The 19,301-nt window shown below is 72.9% G+C and carries 20 protein-coding genes and 1 pseudogene; 14 read left to right on the top strand and 7 right to left on the bottom strand.

Translation table 11 applies throughout. The annotated features are described in order from the left end of the window. Nucleotides 1–11: 11 nt before the first annotated feature. Genes A8W25_RS17985 through A8W25_RS17975 form a run of 3 tightly spaced genes read left to right on the top strand, consistent with a single transcriptional unit; the run spans nt 12 to nt 2,913 of the window. Complete coding sequence (locus tag A8W25_RS17985) at nt 12–1,604, top strand: AMP-binding protein (RefSeq protein WP_067162706.1); 1,593 nt, start codon at nt 12–14, stop codon at nt 1,602–1,604. After that, on the top strand, nt 1,601–2,335 hold the full coding sequence (locus A8W25_RS17980; RefSeq protein ID WP_067162704.1) for an enoyl-CoA hydratase family protein: 735 nt from the start codon (nt 1,601–1,603) through the stop codon (nt 2,333–2,335). The genes A8W25_RS17985 and A8W25_RS17980 overlap by 4 nt, the downstream gene beginning before the upstream one ends. Continuing rightward, nucleotides 2,323–2,913: a TetR/AcrR family transcriptional regulator gene (locus A8W25_RS17975; RefSeq protein WP_067162702.1), complete on the top strand. Its 591-nt coding sequence runs from the start codon at nt 2,323–2,325 to the stop codon at nt 2,911–2,913. The genes A8W25_RS17980 and A8W25_RS17975 overlap by 13 nt, the downstream gene beginning before the upstream one ends. Before the next feature lie 121 nt (nt 2,914–3,034). Here the strand turns inward: A8W25_RS17975 and A8W25_RS17970 are convergent, their stop codons facing one another. Both A8W25_RS17970 and A8W25_RS17965 read right to left on the bottom strand, forming a co-directional pair. Then, entirely contained in the window at nt 3,035–3,295 is a 261-nt protein-coding gene (locus A8W25_RS17970; protein ID WP_067162700.1) for a hypothetical protein, read from the bottom strand. Between the two features lie 176 nt (nt 3,296–3,471). Next, nucleotides 3,472–4,572 carry a citrate synthase 2 gene (locus A8W25_RS17965; RefSeq protein ID WP_067162695.1) on the bottom strand — a complete coding sequence of 367 codons (1,101 nt, stop codon included), beginning with the start codon at nt 4,570–4,572 and terminating at the stop codon, nt 3,472–3,474. Nucleotides 4,573–4,891: 319 nt separating this feature from the next. Here A8W25_RS17965 and pdxH point away from each other — a divergent pair, with 319 nt between their 5' ends. Beyond that, nucleotides 4,892–5,518, top strand: a complete 627-nt coding sequence (pdxH, locus tag A8W25_RS17960) for a pyridoxamine 5'-phosphate oxidase (RefSeq protein WP_199831795.1) — start codon at nt 4,892–4,894, stop codon at nt 5,516–5,518. A gap of 280 nt (nt 5,519–5,798) precedes the next feature. On the opposite strand, the gene A8W25_RS17955 is transcribed toward pdxH, so the two are convergent. Continuing rightward, a complete protein-coding gene (locus A8W25_RS17955) occupies nt 5,799–6,173 on the bottom strand; it encodes a VOC family protein (protein ID WP_067164185.1) in 375 nt (124 codons plus the stop codon). Nucleotides 6,174–6,231: 58 nt separating this feature from the next. Here A8W25_RS17955 and A8W25_RS17950 point away from each other — a divergent pair. Together A8W25_RS17950 and A8W25_RS17945 are read left to right on the top strand one after the other, a co-directional pair. Continuing rightward, a pseudogene (locus tag A8W25_RS17950) lies at nt 6,232–6,537 on the top strand (GNAT family N-acetyltransferase); the annotation flags it as partial. Between the two features lie 544 nt (nt 6,538–7,081). Next, entirely contained in the window at nt 7,082–7,903 is an 822-nt protein-coding gene (locus A8W25_RS17945) for a VOC family protein (RefSeq protein WP_067162690.1), read from the top strand. A 62-nt stretch (nt 7,904–7,965) separates the two neighbouring features. Here A8W25_RS17945 and A8W25_RS17940 read toward each other — a convergent pair whose 3' ends face one another. Then, entirely contained in the window at nt 7,966–8,703 is a 738-nt protein-coding gene (locus A8W25_RS17940) for a 2OG-Fe(II) oxygenase (RefSeq protein WP_067162688.1), read from the bottom strand. A 120-nt stretch (nt 8,704–8,823) separates the two neighbouring features. Between A8W25_RS17940 and A8W25_RS17935 the strand changes: the two genes are divergently transcribed. Continuing rightward, complete coding sequence (locus tag A8W25_RS17935; protein WP_067162686.1) at nt 8,824–9,393, top strand: PadR family transcriptional regulator; 570 nt, start codon at nt 8,824–8,826, stop codon at nt 9,391–9,393. 419 nt (nt 9,394–9,812) lie between these two features. After that, nucleotides 9,813–10,208, top strand: a complete 396-nt coding sequence (locus A8W25_RS17930; protein ID WP_067162684.1) for a MerR family transcriptional regulator — start codon at nt 9,813–9,815, stop codon at nt 10,206–10,208. Here A8W25_RS17930 and A8W25_RS17925 read toward each other — a convergent pair. Further along, complete coding sequence (locus A8W25_RS17925) at nt 10,193–10,606, bottom strand: signal peptidase I (protein ID WP_234386489.1); 414 nt, start codon at nt 10,604–10,606, stop codon at nt 10,193–10,195. The genes A8W25_RS17930 and A8W25_RS17925 overlap by 16 nt on opposite strands. 23 nt (nt 10,607–10,629) lie before the next feature. Next, complete coding sequence (locus A8W25_RS17920) at nt 10,630–11,421, bottom strand: SDR family NAD(P)-dependent oxidoreductase (RefSeq protein ID WP_067162682.1); 792 nt, start codon at nt 11,419–11,421, stop codon at nt 10,630–10,632. Between the two features lie 220 nt (nt 11,422–11,641). Between A8W25_RS17920 and A8W25_RS17915 the strand changes: the two genes are divergently transcribed. From A8W25_RS17915 to A8W25_RS17890, 6 genes are all read left to right on the top strand, one after another. Then, on the top strand, nt 11,642–12,763 hold the full coding sequence (locus tag A8W25_RS17915) for a type III polyketide synthase (protein WP_067162680.1): 1,122 nt from the start codon (nt 11,642–11,644) through the stop codon (nt 12,761–12,763). Nucleotides 12,764–12,796: 33 nt separating this feature from the next. Beyond that, nucleotides 12,797–13,993, top strand: coding sequence for a cytochrome P450 (locus A8W25_RS17910; RefSeq protein WP_067162677.1), 1,197 nt, complete (start codon nt 12,797–12,799; stop codon nt 13,991–13,993). A gap of 35 nt (nt 13,994–14,028) precedes the next feature. Beyond that, the gene (locus A8W25_RS17905) at nt 14,029–14,613 is read left to right on the top strand and encodes a cupin domain-containing protein (protein WP_067162675.1); all 585 of its coding nucleotides are present in this window, start codon (nt 14,029–14,031) and stop codon (nt 14,611–14,613) included. Continuing rightward, a complete protein-coding gene (locus A8W25_RS17900; RefSeq protein ID WP_079126154.1) occupies nt 14,610–15,848 on the top strand; it encodes a cytochrome P450 in 1,239 nt (412 codons plus the stop codon). Before A8W25_RS17905 ends, A8W25_RS17900 begins: the two co-directional genes overlap by 4 nt. Before the next feature lie 25 nt (nt 15,849–15,873). Continuing rightward, the gene (locus tag A8W25_RS17895; protein WP_067162673.1) at nt 15,874–16,512 is read left to right on the top strand and encodes a maleylpyruvate isomerase N-terminal domain-containing protein; all 639 of its coding nucleotides are present in this window, start codon (nt 15,874–15,876) and stop codon (nt 16,510–16,512) included. A gap of 170 nt (nt 16,513–16,682) precedes the next feature. Continuing rightward, nucleotides 16,683–17,351 carry a hypothetical protein gene (locus tag A8W25_RS17890; protein ID WP_067162670.1) on the top strand — a complete coding sequence of 223 codons (669 nt, stop codon included), beginning with the start codon at nt 16,683–16,685 and terminating at the stop codon, nt 17,349–17,351. A 326-nt stretch (nt 17,352–17,677) separates the two neighbouring features. Here the strand turns inward: A8W25_RS17890 and A8W25_RS34980 are convergent, their stop codons facing one another. Then, complete coding sequence (locus A8W25_RS34980) at nt 17,678–19,270, bottom strand: DoxX family protein (protein WP_234386488.1); 1,593 nt, start codon at nt 19,268–19,270, stop codon at nt 17,678–17,680. Between the last annotated feature and the right edge of the window lie 31 nt (nt 19,271–19,301).

The following is a 19,301-nucleotide window of genomic DNA, read 5'->3' as shown; positions in this document are numbered from 1 at the left end:
GACGTGCCCCCATGGTCTTCCACAGCGAGTACCCGGCAGTCCCCGTCGTCGACGAACCCATCCACCAGGCGGTCCTGGGGCACTCGGCGCCCCGCTACGGCGCCGCCACCGCCCTGATCGACGGCTCGGACCCGACGGGCGCCACCTCCGTCTCGTACGCCCTGCTCGACCTGTGGCACCGCCGGGTCGCCGCGGCCCTCGCCGAGGCCGGGCTGCGCAAGGGCGACGTCCTCGCCCTGCACAGCCCCAACTCGGTGCTCTTCCCCGCCGTGTTCTACGGGGCGACGCGCGCCGGGGCGTCGGTGACCACCGTCCATCCGCTCGCCACGGCCGAGGAGTTCGCCAAGCAGATCGCGGACTCCTCGGCTCGGTTCATCGTCACGATCGCGCCACTTCTGGAGACGGCCCGGCGGGCGGCCGAACTCAGCGGCTGCATAGCGGAGATCTTCGTCTGCGACCGGGCCGACGGCCACCGCTCGGTCCTCGACATGTTCGCCTCCACGGCGCCCGAGCCCGCCGTGGAGTTCGACCCCGGCGAGGACGTGGCCGCGCTGCCGTACTCCTCGGGCACCACCGGCGTCCCCAAGGGCGTGATGCTCACCCACCGCTCGATCGCCACCAACCTCGCCCAGCTCGCCCCGCTGGTCCCCATGAAGCCCGGCGACCGCATCCTCGCGGTGCTGCCCTTCTTCCACATCTACGGGCTCACTGCGCTGCTCAACGCCCCGCTGCGGCACGGCGCCACCGTGGTGGTGCTGCCCCGCTTCGACCTCGGCCAGTTCCTCGCCACCATCGAGCGCCACCGCATCACCGGCCTGTACGTGGCCCCGCCGATCGTGCTCGCCCTCGCCAAGCACCCGGCGGTCGCCCAGTACGACCTCTCCTCCGTGGAGTACGTCGTCAGCGCCGCCGCCCCGCTGGACGCCGGGCTCGCCGCCGCCTGCTCGGCCCGCCTCAAGGTCCCGCCGGTGCGCCAGGCGTACGGCATGACCGAGCTCTCGCCCGGCACCCACGCCGTCCCCCTGTCGGCACAGAACCCGCCGCCCGGCACCGTCGGCACACTCCTGCCCGGCACCGAGATGCGGCTGCTCTGCCTCGACGACCCCGGCCGCGACGCCGCCCCCGGCGAGCGGGGCGAGATCGCCATCCGGGGCCCGCAGGTCATGAAGGGCTACCTCGGCCGCCCCGAGGCCACCGCCGAGATGATCGACGCCGAGGGCTGGGTGCACACCGGCGACGTCGGCCACGTAGACGCCGACGGCTGGCTGTTCGTCGTCGACCGCGTCAAGGAGCTCATCAAGTACAAGGGCTTCCAGGTCGCCCCCGCCGAACTGGAGGCGCTGCTGCTCACCCATGACGCCGTCGCGGACGCGGCGGTGGTCGGGGTGTACGACGAGGACGGCACCGAGGTGCCGTGCGCCTATGTCGTACGGGCACCCGGCGCCCCGGACCTCACCGCCGAGGACGTCATGGCGTACGTGGCCGAACGCGTCGCCCCGTACAAGAAGATCCGCCGGGTGGAGTTCGTCGCCGGGGTGCCGCGCGCGGCCACCGGGAAGATCCTGCGGCGGGAACTGAGGGAACGTCAGAAGGGCAGCGCATGACCTACGTACGGCAGTCACAGGACCGGGGGATCCGCACGCTCGTGCTGGACTCGCCCGCCAACCGCAACGCCCTGTCGGCGGGCCTGGTCGGCGAGCTGGGCGAGGCCCTGGCGGAGTGCGCCGGGGACACGGGCGTCCGGGCCGTCCTGCTGACCCACAGCGGGGGGACGTTCTGCGCGGGCGCCGACCTCAAGTCCCCGGCGGACCCGGCCGCCTTCGTGTCCCTGATGAGGGCCGTGGTCGAGCTGCCCAAGCCGGTGGTGGCCCGGGTGACCGGACACGTCCGGGCCGGCGGGCTCGGGCTGCTCGGGGCCTGCGACATCGCGGTCGCGGGGGCGGACTCCACCTATGCCTTCACCGAGTCCCGGCTCGGGCTCGCCCCCGCCGTGATCTCCATGCCGCTGCTGCCGCGCATGGAGCCGAGGGCGGCGGCGCGCTACTTCCTGACCGGCGAGCGGTTCGGTCCGGCCGAGGCGGCCCGGGCGGGGCTGCTCTCCGAGGCGGCCGACGACGTGGACGCGGCCCTCGCCCCCGTCCTCGACGGGCTGCGCCGGGCCTCCCCGCAGGGGCTGGCCGCGTCGAAGGCGCTGGTCACGGCTACCGTGGTGGAGACGTTCGACCGCTGGACGGAAGACCTGAGCGCGCGTTCGGCAGCCCTGTTCGCCTCGGACGAGGCGAAGGAGGGCGTGGCCGCGTTCCTGGAAAGACGGGATCCCGTATGGGTGTGGTGACTTCTGCGGCCAAGAGCCCCAAGCAGGACCGCAGTCGGGCGACCCGGCAGCGCCTCCTGGAGGCAGCGGTGGCCTGCCTCGCCGAACACGGCTGGGCGGGCTCGACGGTGTCGGTCGTCGCGGAGCGGGCCGGGGTCTCGCGCGGCGCGGCCCAGCACCACTTCCCCACCCGGGAGGACCTGTTCACGGCGGCCGTGGAGTACGTGGCCGAGGAGCGCTCGACGGCTCTGCGCGCCCTGGGCCCCACCGACCGCCACACCGTGGTCGCCAGCCTCGTCGACCTCTACACGGGCCCGCTGTTCCGGGCCGCCCTGCACCTGTGGGTGGCCGCCGCCGACGAACCCCAACTGCACGCGCGGGTAAGGGAGCTGGAGGCCCGGGTGGGCCGCGAGTCGCACCGCATCGCGGTGGCGCTGCTCGGCGCGGACGAGTCGGTGCCCGGGGTGCGGGAGACGGTCCAGGGCCTGCTCGACATGGCCCGGGGCCTGGGCCTCGCCAACGTCCTCACGGACGACGGCCCACGCAGACGCCGGGTGGTGGCGCAGTGGGCGGAACTGGTGGACGGGGCACTGGGGTGAATCCCCGTTGTGGGCAGGCGTTCCGCGGGGCGGAACGGGTGGGCGCGGCGGACCGCGGTCCGCGGACGAACGGAAGACGGGCCGGGGCGCGCTGACGATCGCCCCGGCCCGTCTCGCCGGATTACGAGGCGCGGCCGTCCGCGTCCTCGCACGCCTTGGCCTTGTTGCGCAGCGCGTTGGCCTGCTGGTGCGCCTTCGCGGCGGCCTCGCGCTCGCCCAGGTGCTTCAGCTCCTCGGCCTTCCGGTCGAGCTGGGCGGCCTGCTGGCGCAGCTCGGCCGGCTTGCAGATGATCACGCCGGCCTGCGCGGCGGGCGCGACGGTCACGGCCAGGCCGCCGGCGAGCAGCGCGGCGGACAGGACCGCGGTGACGGTGCGACGCATGGGGGCACTCCAAATCCCGGACCGGAAAGGCCCGTTGTGGGGGGTCGGTACACGAAAACCCTATCGAATCAAGCCAAGAGTTGATCAAGGGGGGTCCCGGCCGGAGGCCCACACACGTGTGGCGCCGCCCCCGTCCCCGGGGCGGCGCCACACCTACGGACTCACGGGGAGCGGGCTCAGGCCCGGATGTCCCCGTACCCCTCCACCTCGCGCGGGTCACGCGGGCCCGGACCGATGTAGCGGGCCGAGGGCCGCACCAGCCGGCCCGTCCGCTTCTGCTCCAGGATGTGCGCCGACCAGCCCGCCGTACGGGCACAGGTGAACATCGACGTGAACATGTGCGCCGGGACCTCCGCGAAGTCCAGCATGATCGCCGCCCAGAACTCGACGTTCGTGGCGAGGACCCGGTCGGGGCGCCGTGCGTGCAGCTCCTCCAGGGCGGCCTTCTCCAGCGCCTCGGCGACCTCGAAGCGGGGCGCGGCCAGCTCCTTGGCGGTGCGGCGCAGCACCCGGGCGCGGGGGTCCTCGGCGCGGTAGACGCGGTGGCCGAAACCCATCAGGCGCTCGCCCTTGTCGAGGGCCTTCTTCACGTACGCCGTGGCGTCGCCGGTCCGCTCGATCTCCTCGATCATGCCGAGGACGCGGGAGGGGGCGCCGCCGTGCAGCGGGCCGGACATCGCGCCCACCGCACCGGAGAGCGCGGCGGCGACGTCGGCGCCGGTGGAGGCGATGACGCGGGCGGTGAACGTCGAGGCGTTCATGCCGTGCTCGGCGGCCGACGTCCAGTACGCGTCGACGGCCTTGACGTGCCTCGGGTCCGGCTCGCCGCGCCAGCGGATCATGAACCGCTCGACGACCGACTCGGCCTTGTCGATCTCGCGCTGCGGCACCATCGGCAGCCCCTGGCCGCGCGCCGACTGGGCGACGTAGGACAGGGCCATGACGGCGGCGCGCGCCAGGTCGTCGCGGGCGGTCCGCTCGTCGATGTCGAGCAGCGGCTTCAGGCCCCAGACCGGCGCGAGCATCGCGAGCGCGGACTGCACGTCGACGCGGATGTCCCCGGAGTGCACGGGGATGGGGAACGGCTCGGCGGGCGGCAGGCCGGGGTTGAAGGCGCCGTCGACGAGCAGCCCCCAGACGTTCCCGAACGACACATGGCCGACGAGATCCTCGATGTCGACGCCTCGGTACCGAAGAGCACCGCCTTCCTTGTCGGGTTCGGCGATCTCCGTCTCGAACGCGACGACTCCTTCAAGTCCGGGTACGAAGTCGGACATCAGGCGGCTCCTCGTGATGCGTGCGACAGCTGCGGGAATGGGTGGGACAGGGGGCGTCCCTTCCCCCGTGATGCCCCGTGCGGTGGAAAGTCACCCACCGGGTCGTAGGGAGGCCACAGTGGCCCAGCGGAGAGTTTGGCGGGTTCGACGGGTGCGGGGAAGCGTGACATCCGGCACACTGCCCCATTTGCCGCGCGGAGGGTTGGCGACCCTCCGTGCCGGGAAAACTGACACGCCGTGCCATCCGGGGCGGTGGGCCGGGCGCGCCCGTGCCCCACTGCGGCAGGATGACGCCGTGACCGATCACGACCCGGCCGCCATGCGGCGCCAGTACCGCACCACGCTCCTGGACGAGGCGGACCTCGCCGCCACCCCCATGGCCCAGTTCGCGCGCTGGTTCAAGGACGCCGTCACCGGCGGTCTGCACGAGCCGAACGCCATGGTCGTCGCCACCGCGACCCCCGACGGCCGCCCGTCGACGCGCACGGTCCTGCTGAAGGCCTACGACGACCGGGGCTTCGTCTTCTACACGAACTACGCCTCCCGCAAGGCCCGCGAACTCGCGGCGAACCCGCAGGTCTCGGTGCTCTTCCCCTGGCACCAGATCTCCCGCCAGGTCATCGTGACGGGCACGGCCGCGCGCGTCCCGCGGGAGGAGACCGAGGCGTACTTCCGCACCCGCCCCCACGGCTCCCGGCTGGGCGCCTGGGCGAGCCCCCAGTCGGCCCCGATCGCCTCCCGCGAGGAACTGACGACCCGTTACGAGGAGCTGGCGGCCCGCTATCCCGAGGGCACCGAGGTCCCGCTGCCGCCGGAGTGGGGCGGGTTCCGGGTCGTCCCGGAGACGGTGGAGTTCTGGCAGGGCCACGAGAACCGGCTGCACGACCGGCTGCGCTATGCGACCGCGGGCCCGGACCTCTGGCGGGTGGAACGCCTGGCGCCGTGAGGCGGCGTACGGCTGCGGCATCCGGCGTACAGCCGCGACATGCAGAAACCCGCGGGCTCGGGTTCCTCCGGAGAGGAGCCGGCCGGACGTACCGGCGAGCCCGCGGGTCGGTGACTGCTGGGAATTGCGGCCGGCGTCGTGCCGGCACCACACAAAGTGTGCGACTGGCAGGCGCTAGCCCGCAGTCACCTCACGCGTCCGGTATCCATACATCTGCCGAACCACCTCCCTTCTCGTGTGCACCACACATTAGGAAGCCGCGCGGGGCGCGACAACCGAATTATTCGGCCCGTTCCCCGGCCGACCGCTCGACGCAGAACTCGTTGCCCTCCACGTCCGCGAGCGTCACCCAGCCCCTGCCGTCGGGGAGGCGGTGGTCGCCGACCACGGTGGCGCCGAGGGCGAGCAGACGGTCCACCTCCTCGTCGCGGGTGCGGTCCTGGGGCTGGAGGTCGAGGTGGACGCGGTTCTTCACCGTCTTGGCGTCGGCGACCGTCACGAACAGGAGCGTGGCGCCCTCGGCGGTCACCAGGGCCTCCGGGTCGCCGGGGAAGTCCTCGTCGGAGATCTTGCCGTCGAGGGCCGCCGCCCAGAAGGTGGCCAGCGTGTAGGCGTCGGTGCAGTCGAACGTCGTATGACGTACAAGTGAGGTCATGGGCGTCACTATGTTCGAAGAGGGCGGGGCGGGAAAGGCGTTTCCGCGCGCGTGGGCGATGTCCGGCGCACGGATCGGCCTGGAGCCCCTGCGGGTCGGCCACGCCGAGGAGATGGCGGACGTGCTCGGCGACCCCGCGCTGCACCGGTTCACCGGCGGCGCCCCGGACACCGTCGAGGCGCTGCGCGCGCGGTACGCGCGGATGGCGGCCGGCTCGCCCGACCCGGCCGTCCACTGGCTCAACTGGGTCATCCGGCTGCGCGAGGAACACCTTCCGGTGGGTACGGTCCAGGCCACTGTCGAGGACGGTACGGCGGAGATCGCCTGGGTCGTGGGGACGCCCTGGCAGGGGCGGGGGCTCGCCGGGGGCCGCCGGGGATAACGCCGACGGTCGCGGCGCCGCCGAAGCGGTGTGCGCGGCGACGGCGGGCAGCGCGAGAGCAAGAGCGAGCACGACGGCCGTGGCCGTCCGGTTGCGTCCGATCATGCTGTCGACGGTAGGGCGCGGGACGGGACGGGCGCGTCGTCCTTGGGTCGCTATTCACCGGCCGCCGCGTCCACCCGTGGGCTGCCCCTCGTCTCCACCTGGAGGTGGGCCCGCGGGGCCGCGCGGCCTCCCGGCCGGTTGCGGCGGGCCGCCGGACAGCGGATGGTGATGCGGGTGCCGCTTACACCGGGGTGCCCGAGCCGGGAGAGCCGGACGAGACGCCCGCCTCGCGTGCGTCCGCAGCCGCCGGGCCCCTCGTGGCACGGTCGGATCCGGCTCCGATACGGTGAGCGGCACCATACGCAGCGTAGCCACTACACTGCGTAACGGCACACCACTGAAGCGGCTGGGTGCGGGGTGCCCGTTTTGCGGGAAAATGGTGACGCAGGAAGCCGCCAAGCGAGAGCGATCGGCATCAGCGATGGACAGGACAACCACGGTCCCGGATTCCAAGGCCTCGTCGAGTGCGGCGGTGCTCGGGGCGCCGTGCTGGGTGAGCCTCATGGCGCGCGAGCTCGAACCCGCGCTCCAGTTCTACGGGGCCGTCTTCGGCTGGACGTTCCGCACCGGGCGGCTCGGCGAGCAGTTCCGGGTGGCGCTCGACGGCGGCGAGCCCGTCGCCGGGATAGGAGCCCTGGCGCCCGCGCTCCAGGTGGCGGTGGCCTGGACGCCGTACTTCGCGGTCGAGGACGCCGACAAGACCTCCGCGCGCATCCGCGAGCGCAGCGCCACGGTCGCCGTGGGTCCGGTCGCGTTCCAGACGGGGCGCGGCGCGCTCGCCGCCGACCGGGACGGCGCGGTCTTCGGCATCTGGCAGGGCAAGCTCGTCGACGACTGGGAGTCCTGGCGCGACCGCGAGCCGGCCTGGCTGCGGCTGCGCACCCGCAACGCCTTCGAGGCGGCGATCTTCTACGGCGAGGTCCTCGACTGGGCGGCCGAGCAGCCCGGCTGCTGCGACGTCCAGTACGAGGCGGAGGAGGTCGTCCTGCGGCACGGCGGCCACGTCGTGGCGCGCCTCAGCTCCGGCGCCCTGGAGGCGGCCCCGGACCCCACCATCCGGCCGCACTGGGAAGTCCACTTCGTCACCACGGACGTGCCCGCCAAGACGGCCACCGCCCGCGCCCACGGCGGCATGGTCATCGCCCAGGGCACGGCCGCCGCCGGCCCCTGGGCGACGATCCGCGACCCCGACGGCGCCACGTTCACCATCAACACGCGCGCGGTGGCGCGACAGAAGCCCTGAGAGCCTGTCTTGGCACCCCCCGTCTGCGCCCCGACGCCCGGCCGGGCTCGTCGGCGCCGGCGTCACTGCGCGTCGTGGAAGACGAGCCCCAGGGTGTGCCGCCGCCCGGAGCGGACCGTGCTCACCCCGTGCCGCATGGGCGCCGCCGACCAGCCGCGCCGCGAGCGCACCGGGCGCTCCCGCGTGGTGAAGACGAGCCCGTGGCCCTGCGGCAGGGTGGCGGCCGACCCCCTCGACTGTGCGCGGGGCCGCTGCTCGGTCATGAGGAACTCCCCGCCGGTGAAGTCGGTTCCGGGCGAGTTGAGGCCGATGACGACCTGGAGCGGGAAGACGGCGTCGCCGAACACGTCGCGGTGCAGGGCGTTCCAGTCGCCGGGCCCGTAACGCAGCAGGATCTGGGCGGACTTGGCCTGTCCGGTGTCGTGGCACATCCGCAGCCACTCCCCCAGCGTGTCGGGCCACGGCGCCGGGCGCCCCAGCCTGGCGGCCCACTCGCGCGCGATGGGCAGCAGCCGCGGATAGAACGCGGCGCGCAGCTCGGCGACCACCTCGGGCAGGTCGTGGGTGAAGTAGCGGTACTGGCCGGAGCCGAAGCGGTGCCGGGCCATGTCGACCGTCGTACGGAAGTACTCGCCCTCGTCGTACAGCGCGGCGATCTCCTCGCACGCGTCGGGCGTGAGCAGGGGGCCGGTGGGCGCGCTGCCGTGCTCGTCGAGCTCTTCGGCCAGCGCGGCCCAGGCCACCGCCGCGACACGGTCCGCCGGGCGGCCGGTCGGGTGCGTGGCGTCGTTGGTGTTCATGGGGCGAGCGTGACGCTTCACGGTCCGGGCTGCTGGCGATATTCGGACGCGGCGGTGTCCGCCATGAAGGCGTCACCTACTCACCTAATTGTCTAATGAAGAAAGTGATAGCTTGGCGCGATGGCACTGCGCAACGCCGTTCTCGCCGCGCTCCTGGAGGGCGAGGCTTCCGGGTACGACCTGGCCAAGGGATTCGACGCGTCCGTCGCCAACTTCTGGATGGCCACACCGCAGCAGCTCTACCGGGAGCTGGAGCGGATGGAGTCCGAGGGCCTGGTCGAGGCGAGGCTCGTCCACCAGGAACGCAGACCCAACAAGCGGCTGTTCTCCCTGACCGAAGCGGGCCGTGCGGCCCTGTTCTCCTTCACCGCCGAGCCTCCCCGCCCCAGCGCGATCCGCGACGAGCTCCTGGTCAAGGTGCAGGCCGTGGACGCGGGCGACGCCGAGGCCGTACGAGGAGCGGTCGCGGAACGGCTGGAGTGGGCCAGGGCCAAGCTGGCCCGCTACGAACGGCTGCGGGACCGTCTGCTCGACGGGCGCACCGAGGACGAGCATCTGGCCCGCGCCGAACGCGTCGGCCCCTATCTGACCCTGATGAGGGGCCTCGCGTTCGAGGAGGAGAACATCCGCTGGGCGCAGCGGACGCTCGCGGTCCTGGACGGGCGCGCGGCGGTGGCCAAGCACCCCTGAACGTGAGGCAGTTGAGCACCGCCCCTGCCCTCACCTGGAGGAAGTCCTGGACCGGCGACGGAAGTTGATCATCCGGATCGAGGTGCGGCCACCAGTTGCCCACGATTTCAAGGCCTTCTCGCCAGTCCCCGGGCTGCGGCACCACGGCGGGGCTGTAGCCGTGCAGCACCGGCCAGGCCGCGGCCTCCTGTCTGCGGCGGACATCGCCGGGCGTGGCGGGCGGGAGGCCGAGGCGCGTCCTCAAGGATCGTGCCGATCTCGTCGAGGGCGCCTCACATGGCGTGAGGGTCAAGCCGCCGCTGCCCGCGCCCCTCGTCAACCATCCGGAGAGGCCGTGTGACGTGGGCGTATGCTGGAACCATGACACCCATGTGAGGGTCGCGGCAGGATGGCGGGCCACGGGATCCGGGAGTGACGGGATGCGGATCGGAGAGCTGTCGGAGCGCACCGGCACACCGCGCCGGCTGCTGCGCTACTACGAGGAGCAGGGCCTGATCGCGGCCGAGCGCACACCGAACGGCTATCGCGAGTACGACGACGTCAACGTGGCCCGGGTCATGCAGATCAGAGGGCTGCTCGACGCCGGTCTTCCGACCAGGATCATCAAGCAGATCCTGCCGTGCCTGGACGAGCCCCGGATCATCCACCTCTCCGACGCGACGCCGGAGATGATCACCACCCTTGAGCTCCAGCGCGACCGGATGACCGCCCGCATCAACTGCCTCACCCGCAACAGGGACGCGGTGGCCGAGTACCTCGACGCGGTACGCGCCAGGAGCGGGGACGCGGCCGACCGCGGTCAGTCCACCCGGTAACCCGGCACCGAGGGCCAGCGGACCGTCAGGACGACGGACTCCTCCTCCGCGTACCAGGAGTGGTCCACCCCCTTGCCCCACACGACGTAGTCGCCCTGCTCGGCCAACGTCACGGTGCGGCCCGGAAGTTCCACCCGGAAGCGGCCGCTGATCAGGACGAGCAGGGCCGTGCGCTCCTCGCCGGTCACCCACCGCGCCCGCTCGTCCCCACGGGGGTGGACGCCCCACTTGATCTCCACGGCCTCGCTGTGCCGCGGGTCCCCGGCGTCCTTGAAGTGGCCGAGCAGCCACCCCCGGTCCAGCGCGGCGTCCTGGCCCGCGTTGCCCGTGCACACCCCGTCGTACACCGCGTCAGCGAGCTCACCACCAGCGGAAATGCCGTCCACATCGTCGTTCATGATGTCGAACCCTAACCGCCGCCTCACAGGAGCGTACGGCCGCCGTCCAGGGGCAGGAACGTGCCCGTGACCTTCCTCGACAGGTCGCTGGCCAGCACCACGACCGCGTCCGCCACGTCCTGCGCCTCGATCGCCTCGGGCAGCGGTGTGCCGGCCGCGACATGGGCGATCAGGGACGCCTGGCCGGGGCCCGCGTTGGCGTCGGTGGGGACGAAGCCGGGGGCGACGGTGTTCACGCGGATGTTGTCGGGGGCCAACTCCCGCGCCAGCGCCCGGCCGACCGCGTCCTGGGCGCTCTTGGCCGCCGTGATCTCGACGGGCACGGGGTAGGGGTTGTGCGTGGCCGAGGCGCCGATCAGGACGATCGAGCCGCCGCCGTGGCGGCGCATCGCGGGGACGACGGCGTGGCAGCAGGCGAGCGTCACGTCCAGCTGGGAGGCGACCGCGTCCCGGACAGCGGCGATGCCCTGCGGGGTGTCGACGAAGCTCCCGGCCGCCCCCGCCCTGGCGGCGACGGCTTCGGTGCCGACCATCACGTTGCAGACCAGGACGTCCGGCGCGCCCAGCGCCGCCGTGCTCGCCGCCACCACGGCCCGTACCTGCTCCAGGTCGCTCATGTCCCCCGCCACCGCCACGGCCCGCCCGCCGGACCGCTCGATGTCGGCGACCACCCCGGCCGCGGCCTCGGCGTTGCGCAGATAGTTCACGGCCACGGCCGCCCCGTGCGCACCCAGCGCGCGGGCGACGGCGGCACCGATCCCCCGGCTCGCCCCCGTGACCAGGGCCACCCGCCCGTCCAGTAATGCCGACGACATCGCCCACTCCCCTTCGTGCGTCCCGTTCGTCTCTCCGGCGCGCCCCGGCCTCCGGCAGTCCGGCGTCACGCCCGCCAGTCGAATGACACTTTTGTGTACTTTCAGATGGATCTGAGGGGACTTCTCCCCCAGGTCTGGAATGATCCACCACGGCTGTCCGGCAGCCCGCCCGACCCCCGTCACGAGACCGGGCGCCGTCTACCCCCAGGATGTTCCGCCCATGGCCGTCTTGTGCCGACCTGCCGTCGCCGTGCCCGAGCACGTGATCACCTCGGAGCAGACCCTCGACCTGGTACGCACCGTTCACGCCGACCATCCCCAGCTCGCCCTCGCGCTACGCCTGATCGAGAACACCGGAGTGGCCAAACGGCACATCGTCCAGCCTCTTGAGGACACCCTGCGCCACCCGGGCTTCGAGGTGCGGAACACGCTGTACGAGGCGGAGGCCAAGGCACGGGTGCCGCAGGTGGTGCGGCAGGCGCTGGAGACCGCCGAGCTGTCGCCGCGTGACATCGATCTGATCGTCTATGTCTCGTGCACGGGGTTCATGATGCCTTCTCTGACGGCCTGGTTGATCAACACCATGGGTTTTCGGCCAGAGACCCGCCAGATCCCGATCGCCCAACTCGGCTGCGCGGCGGGCGGCAGCGCGATCAACCGCGCACACGACTTCTGCACCGCCTATCCCGGGGCCAACGTACTGATCGTGGCCTGCGAGTTCTGCTCGCTCAGCTACCAGCCGACCGACCTGGGCGTCGGCACCCTGCTGTCCAACGGGCTGTTCGGCGACGCCGTGGCCGCGGCGGTCGTCCGGGGCTCGGGCGGCACCGGGATCCGGCTGGAGCGCAACGGCTCCTACCTCGTCCCGGAGACCGAGGACTGGATCGCCTACGCGGTGCGCGAGACCGGATTCCACTTCCTGCTCGACAAGCGGGTCCCGGGCACCATGGAGGCCCTGGCGCCCGTCCTCGGCAGACTCGCCGACCAACATGGCTGGAACGCCTCCAACCTGGACTTCTACATCGTCCATGCGGGCGGGCCGCGCATCCTGGACGACCTCTGCAAGTACCTCGGCGTGCCGCCGGAGGCGTTCCGGTTCAGCCGCGCCACGCTCACCGAGTACGGGAACATCGCCAGCGCCGTCGTCCTCGACGCGCTCGGGCGGCTGTTCGACGAAGGCGGCGTCGAGGACCGGGCCAAGGGCCTGATCGCCGGGTTCGGCCCGGGCATCACCGCCGAGGTGGCACTGGGGCACTGGGCCGCCCCCGCCCCGTCCAGGAAGGCCGAAGCGCCCAGGGAATCCGCCGTACCGAAGACAGCCGTGCCGGAGCCGGCGGTCTGACCCCGCACCACCGAGACAGGAGACCAGTACGCCATGGCCGCATCGCAGATCCACTTCTGGGCGCCGCCGGACCTGCCCGGCCTCGCCTTCGACCCGCTGCTCGCGCGGCTGCTGCACGAGGAGCCGGTCGCCCGGGTGAAGATGCCCAACGGCGAGGGCCACGCCTGGCTGGCGACCCGCTACGACGACGTCCGGTTCGTCTCGGTCGACCCCCGCTTCAGCCGCCAGGCCGTGATGGGGCGTCAGGTCACCAGACTGGCCCCGCACTTCATCCCGATGGACGGGGCCGTCGGGTTCGCGGACCCGCCGGACCACACCCGGATGCGCCGCGTGGTCGCCAGCGCCTTCACCGCCCGGTCCATGCGCCGACTGCACGAGCACGCCCAGCAGGTGGTCGACCGGCTGCTCGACCGGATGGAGGGCACAGGCGGACCGCTCGACCTGATGGCCCACCTCAACCGGCCCTTCCCGCTCGCCATGGTGTGCGCGCTGATGGGGGTGCCGGACGAGGACCAGTCGAAGATGGCGCACTGGTCGGACACCATCATCTCCGCCGCGCGCGGCCGCGAGGCCAGTGAGCAGGCCAAGGCGGAGATGGCCGCGTACTTCCGCGAACTCGTCGAGCGGCGCAGGGCGGAGCCCGAGGAGGATCTGGCGGGTGTCCTCGCGGCCGCCATGGACAACGACCTGCTCGACCAGGACGAGGCCGTGGGCCTCGCCGTGCTGATCCAGATCGGCGGCGCGCACGCGGTCCGCAACAACAGCGCGAACATGGTGTACGCGCTGCTCACCCGGCCCGGACACCTGGCCCGGCTGCGCGCCGAGCCGGAGCTCGTCCCGCAGGCCGTGGAGGAGCTGCTGCGCTACATCCCGCACCGCAACGCGGTCGGCCTCTCACGGATCGCCCTGGAGGACGTCGAGGTGGGCGGGGTGCTGATCCCGGCGGGCGACCCCGTCTACGTCTCGTACCTCACGGCCAACCGCGACCCGCGGGTGTTCGCCGATCCGGAGCAGCTCGACTTCGACCGGACCCACAACCCGCACGTCGCCTTCGGGCACGGCCCGCACTACTGCCCCGGCGCCACGCTGGCCCGGATGGAGTCCGAGATCCTGCTGCGCTCGCTGTGGGACCGCTTCCCCGGCCTGCGGCTCGCGGTGCCGGACGAGGAGCTGGTGTGGGAGCGCGGGGCGCTGATCCGCGGGCCCAGGGAACTGCCGGTGCAGTGGTGACGGGACGTCAGGAACCGTACCGAGAGGAGAGAGCCGTGGACGACCTCGACCCCCGCACCCGTCCCACCGACGGACTGGTGATCCCGCCCGGCGGCGGCCGGACCGTCAGGACCGCCGCCCAGCAGGTGACCTTCAAGGTCACCGGCGCGCACTCGACGGTCGCCTCCACCTTCGAGGTGGTGGTGCCGCCCGGCTTCGACGTCGGCGCGCACGCCCACAGCCGCAGCGAGGAGCTGTTCTACCTGCTGGAGGGCGAGCTGGACGTGATGGCCTTCGAGCCGAAGGTCCGCACCCTCGACGACTGGCGGGAGTGGGAGTCGCCGTCCGGTCAGCGCCATCTGCGGGCGACGGCGGGGACGATGATCCTGGTGCCGCCCGGCTGCCCGCACGCCTTCGCGAACCCGACCGGCCGCCCCGCCAGGATGCTGTTCCAGGCCTCTCCTCCCCCGGACCACGAGCGGTACTTCGAGGAACTGCTCGAACTGCTCAACAGCGGCGACGGGATCGACCCGGCGGCCGTCCAGGAGCTGCGCGTCCGCTACGACATCGAGCAGCTCACCCCGCTGCGGCACTCGCCTCCCGTACAGGCCCCGACGGCGGACGCGCGGGTGACGTCATGAGCGAGGACGTACGCACCGACGAGCTGCGCCGGCGCACCTCCGGCGAGGCCACCGAGCACTTCTGGCCGGTGGAGCACCTGGACGCGCTGGAGTTCGACCCGCTCCTCCACCGGCTGCTGCGCGAGGAGCCGGTCGCGCTGGTGCGGATGCGGTTCGGGGACGGCCACGCCTGGCTGGTGACCCGGTACCAGGACATCAAGGAGGTCACCTCGGATCCGCGGTTCAGCCGGGCGCTGACCGTCGACCGGCCGGTGACCAGCATGACCCCGCACGTCGTGGCCCCCGTCGGAGGCATCGGCCGCACCGATCCGCCCGACCACACCCGGCTGCGGCGGCTCCTCGCCCAGACCTTCAACCGCAAGCGGGTCGCGGTCCTCAAGGTCGAGACGGAGGCGATCGCGGAGCGGCTCGTCGGGGAGATGCTGGCGCAGGGGCCGCCCGCCGACCTCACCGAATACGTGACCGGCCCGCTGCCGGAGCAGGTGATCGGGAAGCTGCTCGGCGTGCCGGAGTCCGACCTCGGCCGGCTCCAGGCCTGGCGGGGCGTCATCCTCTCCAGCGACCACTCCCTTGAGGAGAGCAACGCGGTCAAGGCCGAGATCGCCGGGTACTTCAGGGCGCTCGCGGACCACCGCCTGGAGCACCCGGGCGACGACCTGTTCAGCGAGCTCTCCCAGGCGCAGGCCGAGGGGGCGCTCAGCCGCCCCGAGCTGATCTCGCTGGCCGTGATGATCGTCCTCAACGCCCTGGACCAGGTCCGCAACCAGTGCTCCACGATGGTGTACACACTGCTCACGCACCCCGAGCAGCTGGCGCGGCTGCGGGCGGACCCGGAGCTGCTGCCCACGGCCGTCGAGGAGTTGCTGCGGTTCGTCCCGCAGCGCAACGGCGTGGGGCTGCCCCGGATCGCCACCGAGGACGTGCCGGTGGGCGATGTGCTCATCCGCGCCGGGGAGGCCGTGTACGTCTCGTATCTGGCCGCCAACCGCGACCCGGAAGTCTTCACCGAGCCGGACCGCTTCGAGATGACCCGGGACGAGTCCCCCAACCTCGCCTTCGGGCACGGCGCGCACTACTGCCTCGGGGCGGCGCTGACCCGGATGCAGTTGGAGGTGATCCTCTCCACGCTGCTGCGCACGGCCCCGGACCTGCGGCTCGCGATCGGGCCCGAGCAGGTGCGCTGGCGCCGGGGCTCGATCAACCGCGGCCCGGAGACCCTGCCGCTTGCCTGGTGAGGGCCGGGGGCGGGATCGTACGGACATGACCTCTGCGCGGCACGACTTCCTGGCCCTGGCGGGCTCCGTCCCGGACCTGCTGCGCGACCCGGCCGTCGGCGCCGCGTGGCCGGGGCCGAGCGCGCTGGCCGGGTTCACCGTGGGCGGTCTGGCGGGCCATCTCGCCTACCAGGTCCTGTCGATCCCGCCCACGCTGGCCGCACCCGTGCCGTCCGAGCCGGTGGTCCCGCTGCTCGGGCACTACGAGCGGGTGGAGTGGATCGGGGCGGGCCCCGAGGAGGAGATCAACGTACGGATCCGGCAGGGCGGCGAGAGCGAGGCCGCCGAGGGGGCCGGGGCACTGGCCGACCGGGTGGCCGCGGCCGTCGCCGAGCTGACGGGCACGCTGGCCTCGGCGGAGAACCGGCCGGTCCGCATCCCGCTCTGGGGCCCGTGGTCACTCCTGCTCGACGACTTCCTGACCACCCGGATGATGGAGATCGCGGTGCACGGCGACGACCTCGCGGTGAGCGCGGGCATCGCCACTCCCCGCTTCGCCCCGAGCGCCGTGGACACCGTCGTCGATCTGCTCTCGCGCCTGTCCGTGCGCCGCCACGGCCCGACGGCGGTCCTGCGGGCGCTCAGCCGTGCGGAGCGGGCGCCCTTCACGATCGCCGCGTTCTGAGGGCCTGTCTTCGAACCCCCGCCCGCGCCCCGCCACCGTGCGAGCGGTCCCGTCCGTACGGACTTCTTCACCGGCTCGGTCCCCCTTCGTCCCGGTTCGGTGACCGCGCCCCTCACGTCCGGTGTGTGGCGGTACGGTCACTGTGCGTACCAGAGCTCCGGGGGGAATCCATGCGCAAGACCCTGCTCGCCGCCGCCACCGCGACCGCCGTCGGCTGCCTCGCCCTGACGGCCTGCCAGAACGACTCCGGCGCCGAGTCGCCGTCCGGCCGGGCGCCCACCACACAGGCACCCACCACACAGCCGCCCGCGGCCCCCTCCGCCGACGGGCCCGGAGGCGGCGTCGGCAGCGACCCCTCTACGGGCACGGTGGCGCAGGCCCTGGGCGAGCCGTCGCGGACGGTGGGCGCCAACACCGTCGGCATCCTGGAGATCACGCCGATGACCGTGGTGTACCTGAAGGAGGCGGGCGGGCAGACCTCGCGGTACGGCACCTTCGCCGTGGTGACCATGGACGAGAAGTCGCTCACCGCCAACCCCGCCGCCGAGACAGCGCTCGCCAAGGGCGGCGGCTGGCACTGGATCGCGCCGAACGGCACGCTGATCGCGGAGGGCGCGGGCCACGCCGCCGAGGTCGCCCTCGGCACGTACCAGCACTCCGGCGCCATCGAGCCCGGCGCCCACCAACTGCGCGCCAAGGTCTTCGACCTCACCCCCGCCCAGGCCCGGGGCGGCAAGCTGATCTACACCGACGGAACGGACTCCTCCGACCGCTGGAGCATTCCCGCCCAGGACACCGGCCCCCAAGTCGCGGACGTCCGGGCCCAGTTGAATCACTGAGCGTCTGACACGGCGTCCGTTCCCCGGATACCTTGTGCGGGCGAACACATGGGCGGTCCGGGACGGGGTGCGATGGCGGGACGTGGGGGACGCGGTCGTCTCTGGCTGATCGGTGGCGCGGGGGCGGCGGCGCTCGGCGCGGTCCTGCTCCGGGCCCCGGGCGGAGCCCTGTCCTGGTCCGGCGGAGTGGCGGCCGCGGCCGCCGCCGCGTATCTGAGCCAGGACCTGCCACGGCAGTTCAGCGACCGGCTGGCGCGGCGCAGGGCACGGGAGGACTCCGGCTCGGCCGTCCCGGTCCTCGTCTCGACACGGATCAGGAACCAGGACTACGTGGTGCTGGAGGAGGGCGGCCGGGTCGTCGAGGTCCCGGCCGGCGGGCACACGGTCCGGCTGGTCGTGACCGGGGCCGGGCCGCTTCCCGTGGTGCTGACGGACCTGCGCGTGGAGGTGATCGCGCGGACGGACCGCTCCGGAGACCTCTCCCGGCACGCGGCGGAGGTCCCGCTGCGCCGGTTCGAGGTGCTGCTCGACGCGACTTTGCCGCGTGTACGCCCGCTCTCCACCAGCGACTTCCCGTACCAGGTCGGCCAGGGCGAGGTGGAGGTGCTGGACCTGGAGGTCAGGACCGAGGCCGGGGACACCGAGTGGGTGCTGTGGCTCGACTGGTCCTGCGGCGGCCGGACCGGGAGCGTCCGGGTGGACCTCGGCGGCCGCCCGTTCCGGACCGCCGCCCGCCACGCCCGGCCGGCCCTGTGATGGCGTCGGCACCCGCGCTGCGCGGCGCGGCCCTCACCACCCTTGCCCCGCTCGTCCTGGGCGGCGCGGTGCTGCTCGCGGGCGGCACCCACGCCTGGCCCGCCTGGGCGGCCGTCGTCGCGGTCTCCGCCGCCTCGGGCACAGTGACGCTGCGGCGGACGGCACCCACCGAGCACCCCTCCCGTGATCAGCGGGGACCAGGCGGCGAGGTAGATGAAGTCCGGCGCGTCGTACGCCGGGACCGTCTGCCAGCTCACCGTCAGCAGCAGCGCGGCCGAGAGCAGCGCCCCGAACACCGCCGCGACCCGCTGCCACAGCCCCAGCATGGTCAGCACGCCCACCACGATCTGGAGGAAGGCCACCGACAGGCCCGCCCCGACCGGATGCTGGAGCGCGAAGGCGCGCAGCGGCTCGGCGAGGGCCCACGGGTGCAGCGAGTTCAGCCACTTCATCATCGAGCCGCGCTCGCCGCCGTCGAAGTAGACGGGGTCGCAGAGCTTGCCCATCCCCGCGTACACGGAGATGAAGCCGAGGAAGACGCGCAGCGGGAGGAGGACCACACCGAGGTTCATCCGGCGGCCCGGGTAGTACGCGTGCCGCACCTGGTCCGCGCCGTGCCGCTGGCCGCGCGACTCCGGGCCGTCCTCGCCCTCGTAGCCGTCGTCGTAGCCGCGCTCGAACTCGTCGAACCCGTCGTCCCCGTACGCCCCTTGGGCGTATCCGTGCGGGCTCTGGCGCACCGCCTGGAGCAGGGCCGTCTCCGCGCCGCCGCCGGAGTCCGCAAGCGGCGCGCGCGGGGCCACCACCACCGGCGTCGGCATGGTGTCCTCGTCGATGCGCGGGATGACCTGGGTGGCGCCCACGTCGAGCGACTCGCCCGCCGCGCCCGGCGCCTCCAGTCCGCGCACCGCCTGCAGCAGGCCGGTCGCCCCGGGCGCCGCCCGGCCGCTCCACACCACCGGGGCCCGGCGGCGGGCCGCACCCGCGGCCGGCACCCTCGCCGGGTCCCTCAGCGGGCGCTTCGACTGGGCCTTCGGGGCGAAGTGCACCCGGAAACTGGCGTGGTTGACGATGACCTGCGCGGGGTCCGAGTCCACCTTGACCATACTGAGGGCAGGCTGATCGTCGAACCCGGGCCGGGGCGTTCTGGTGTCCACACTCATCTAACCGAGTGATGGAGGTTTAGGACACTGC

It is taken from the genome of Streptomyces sp. ERV7 (assembly GCF_001653515.1).
Taxonomy (GTDB): domain Bacteria; phylum Actinomycetota; class Actinomycetes; order Streptomycetales; family Streptomycetaceae; genus Streptomyces.
The sequence above is the reverse complement of the archived record's forward strand: the minus strand, read 5'-3'. Positions and strand labels throughout refer to the sequence as shown.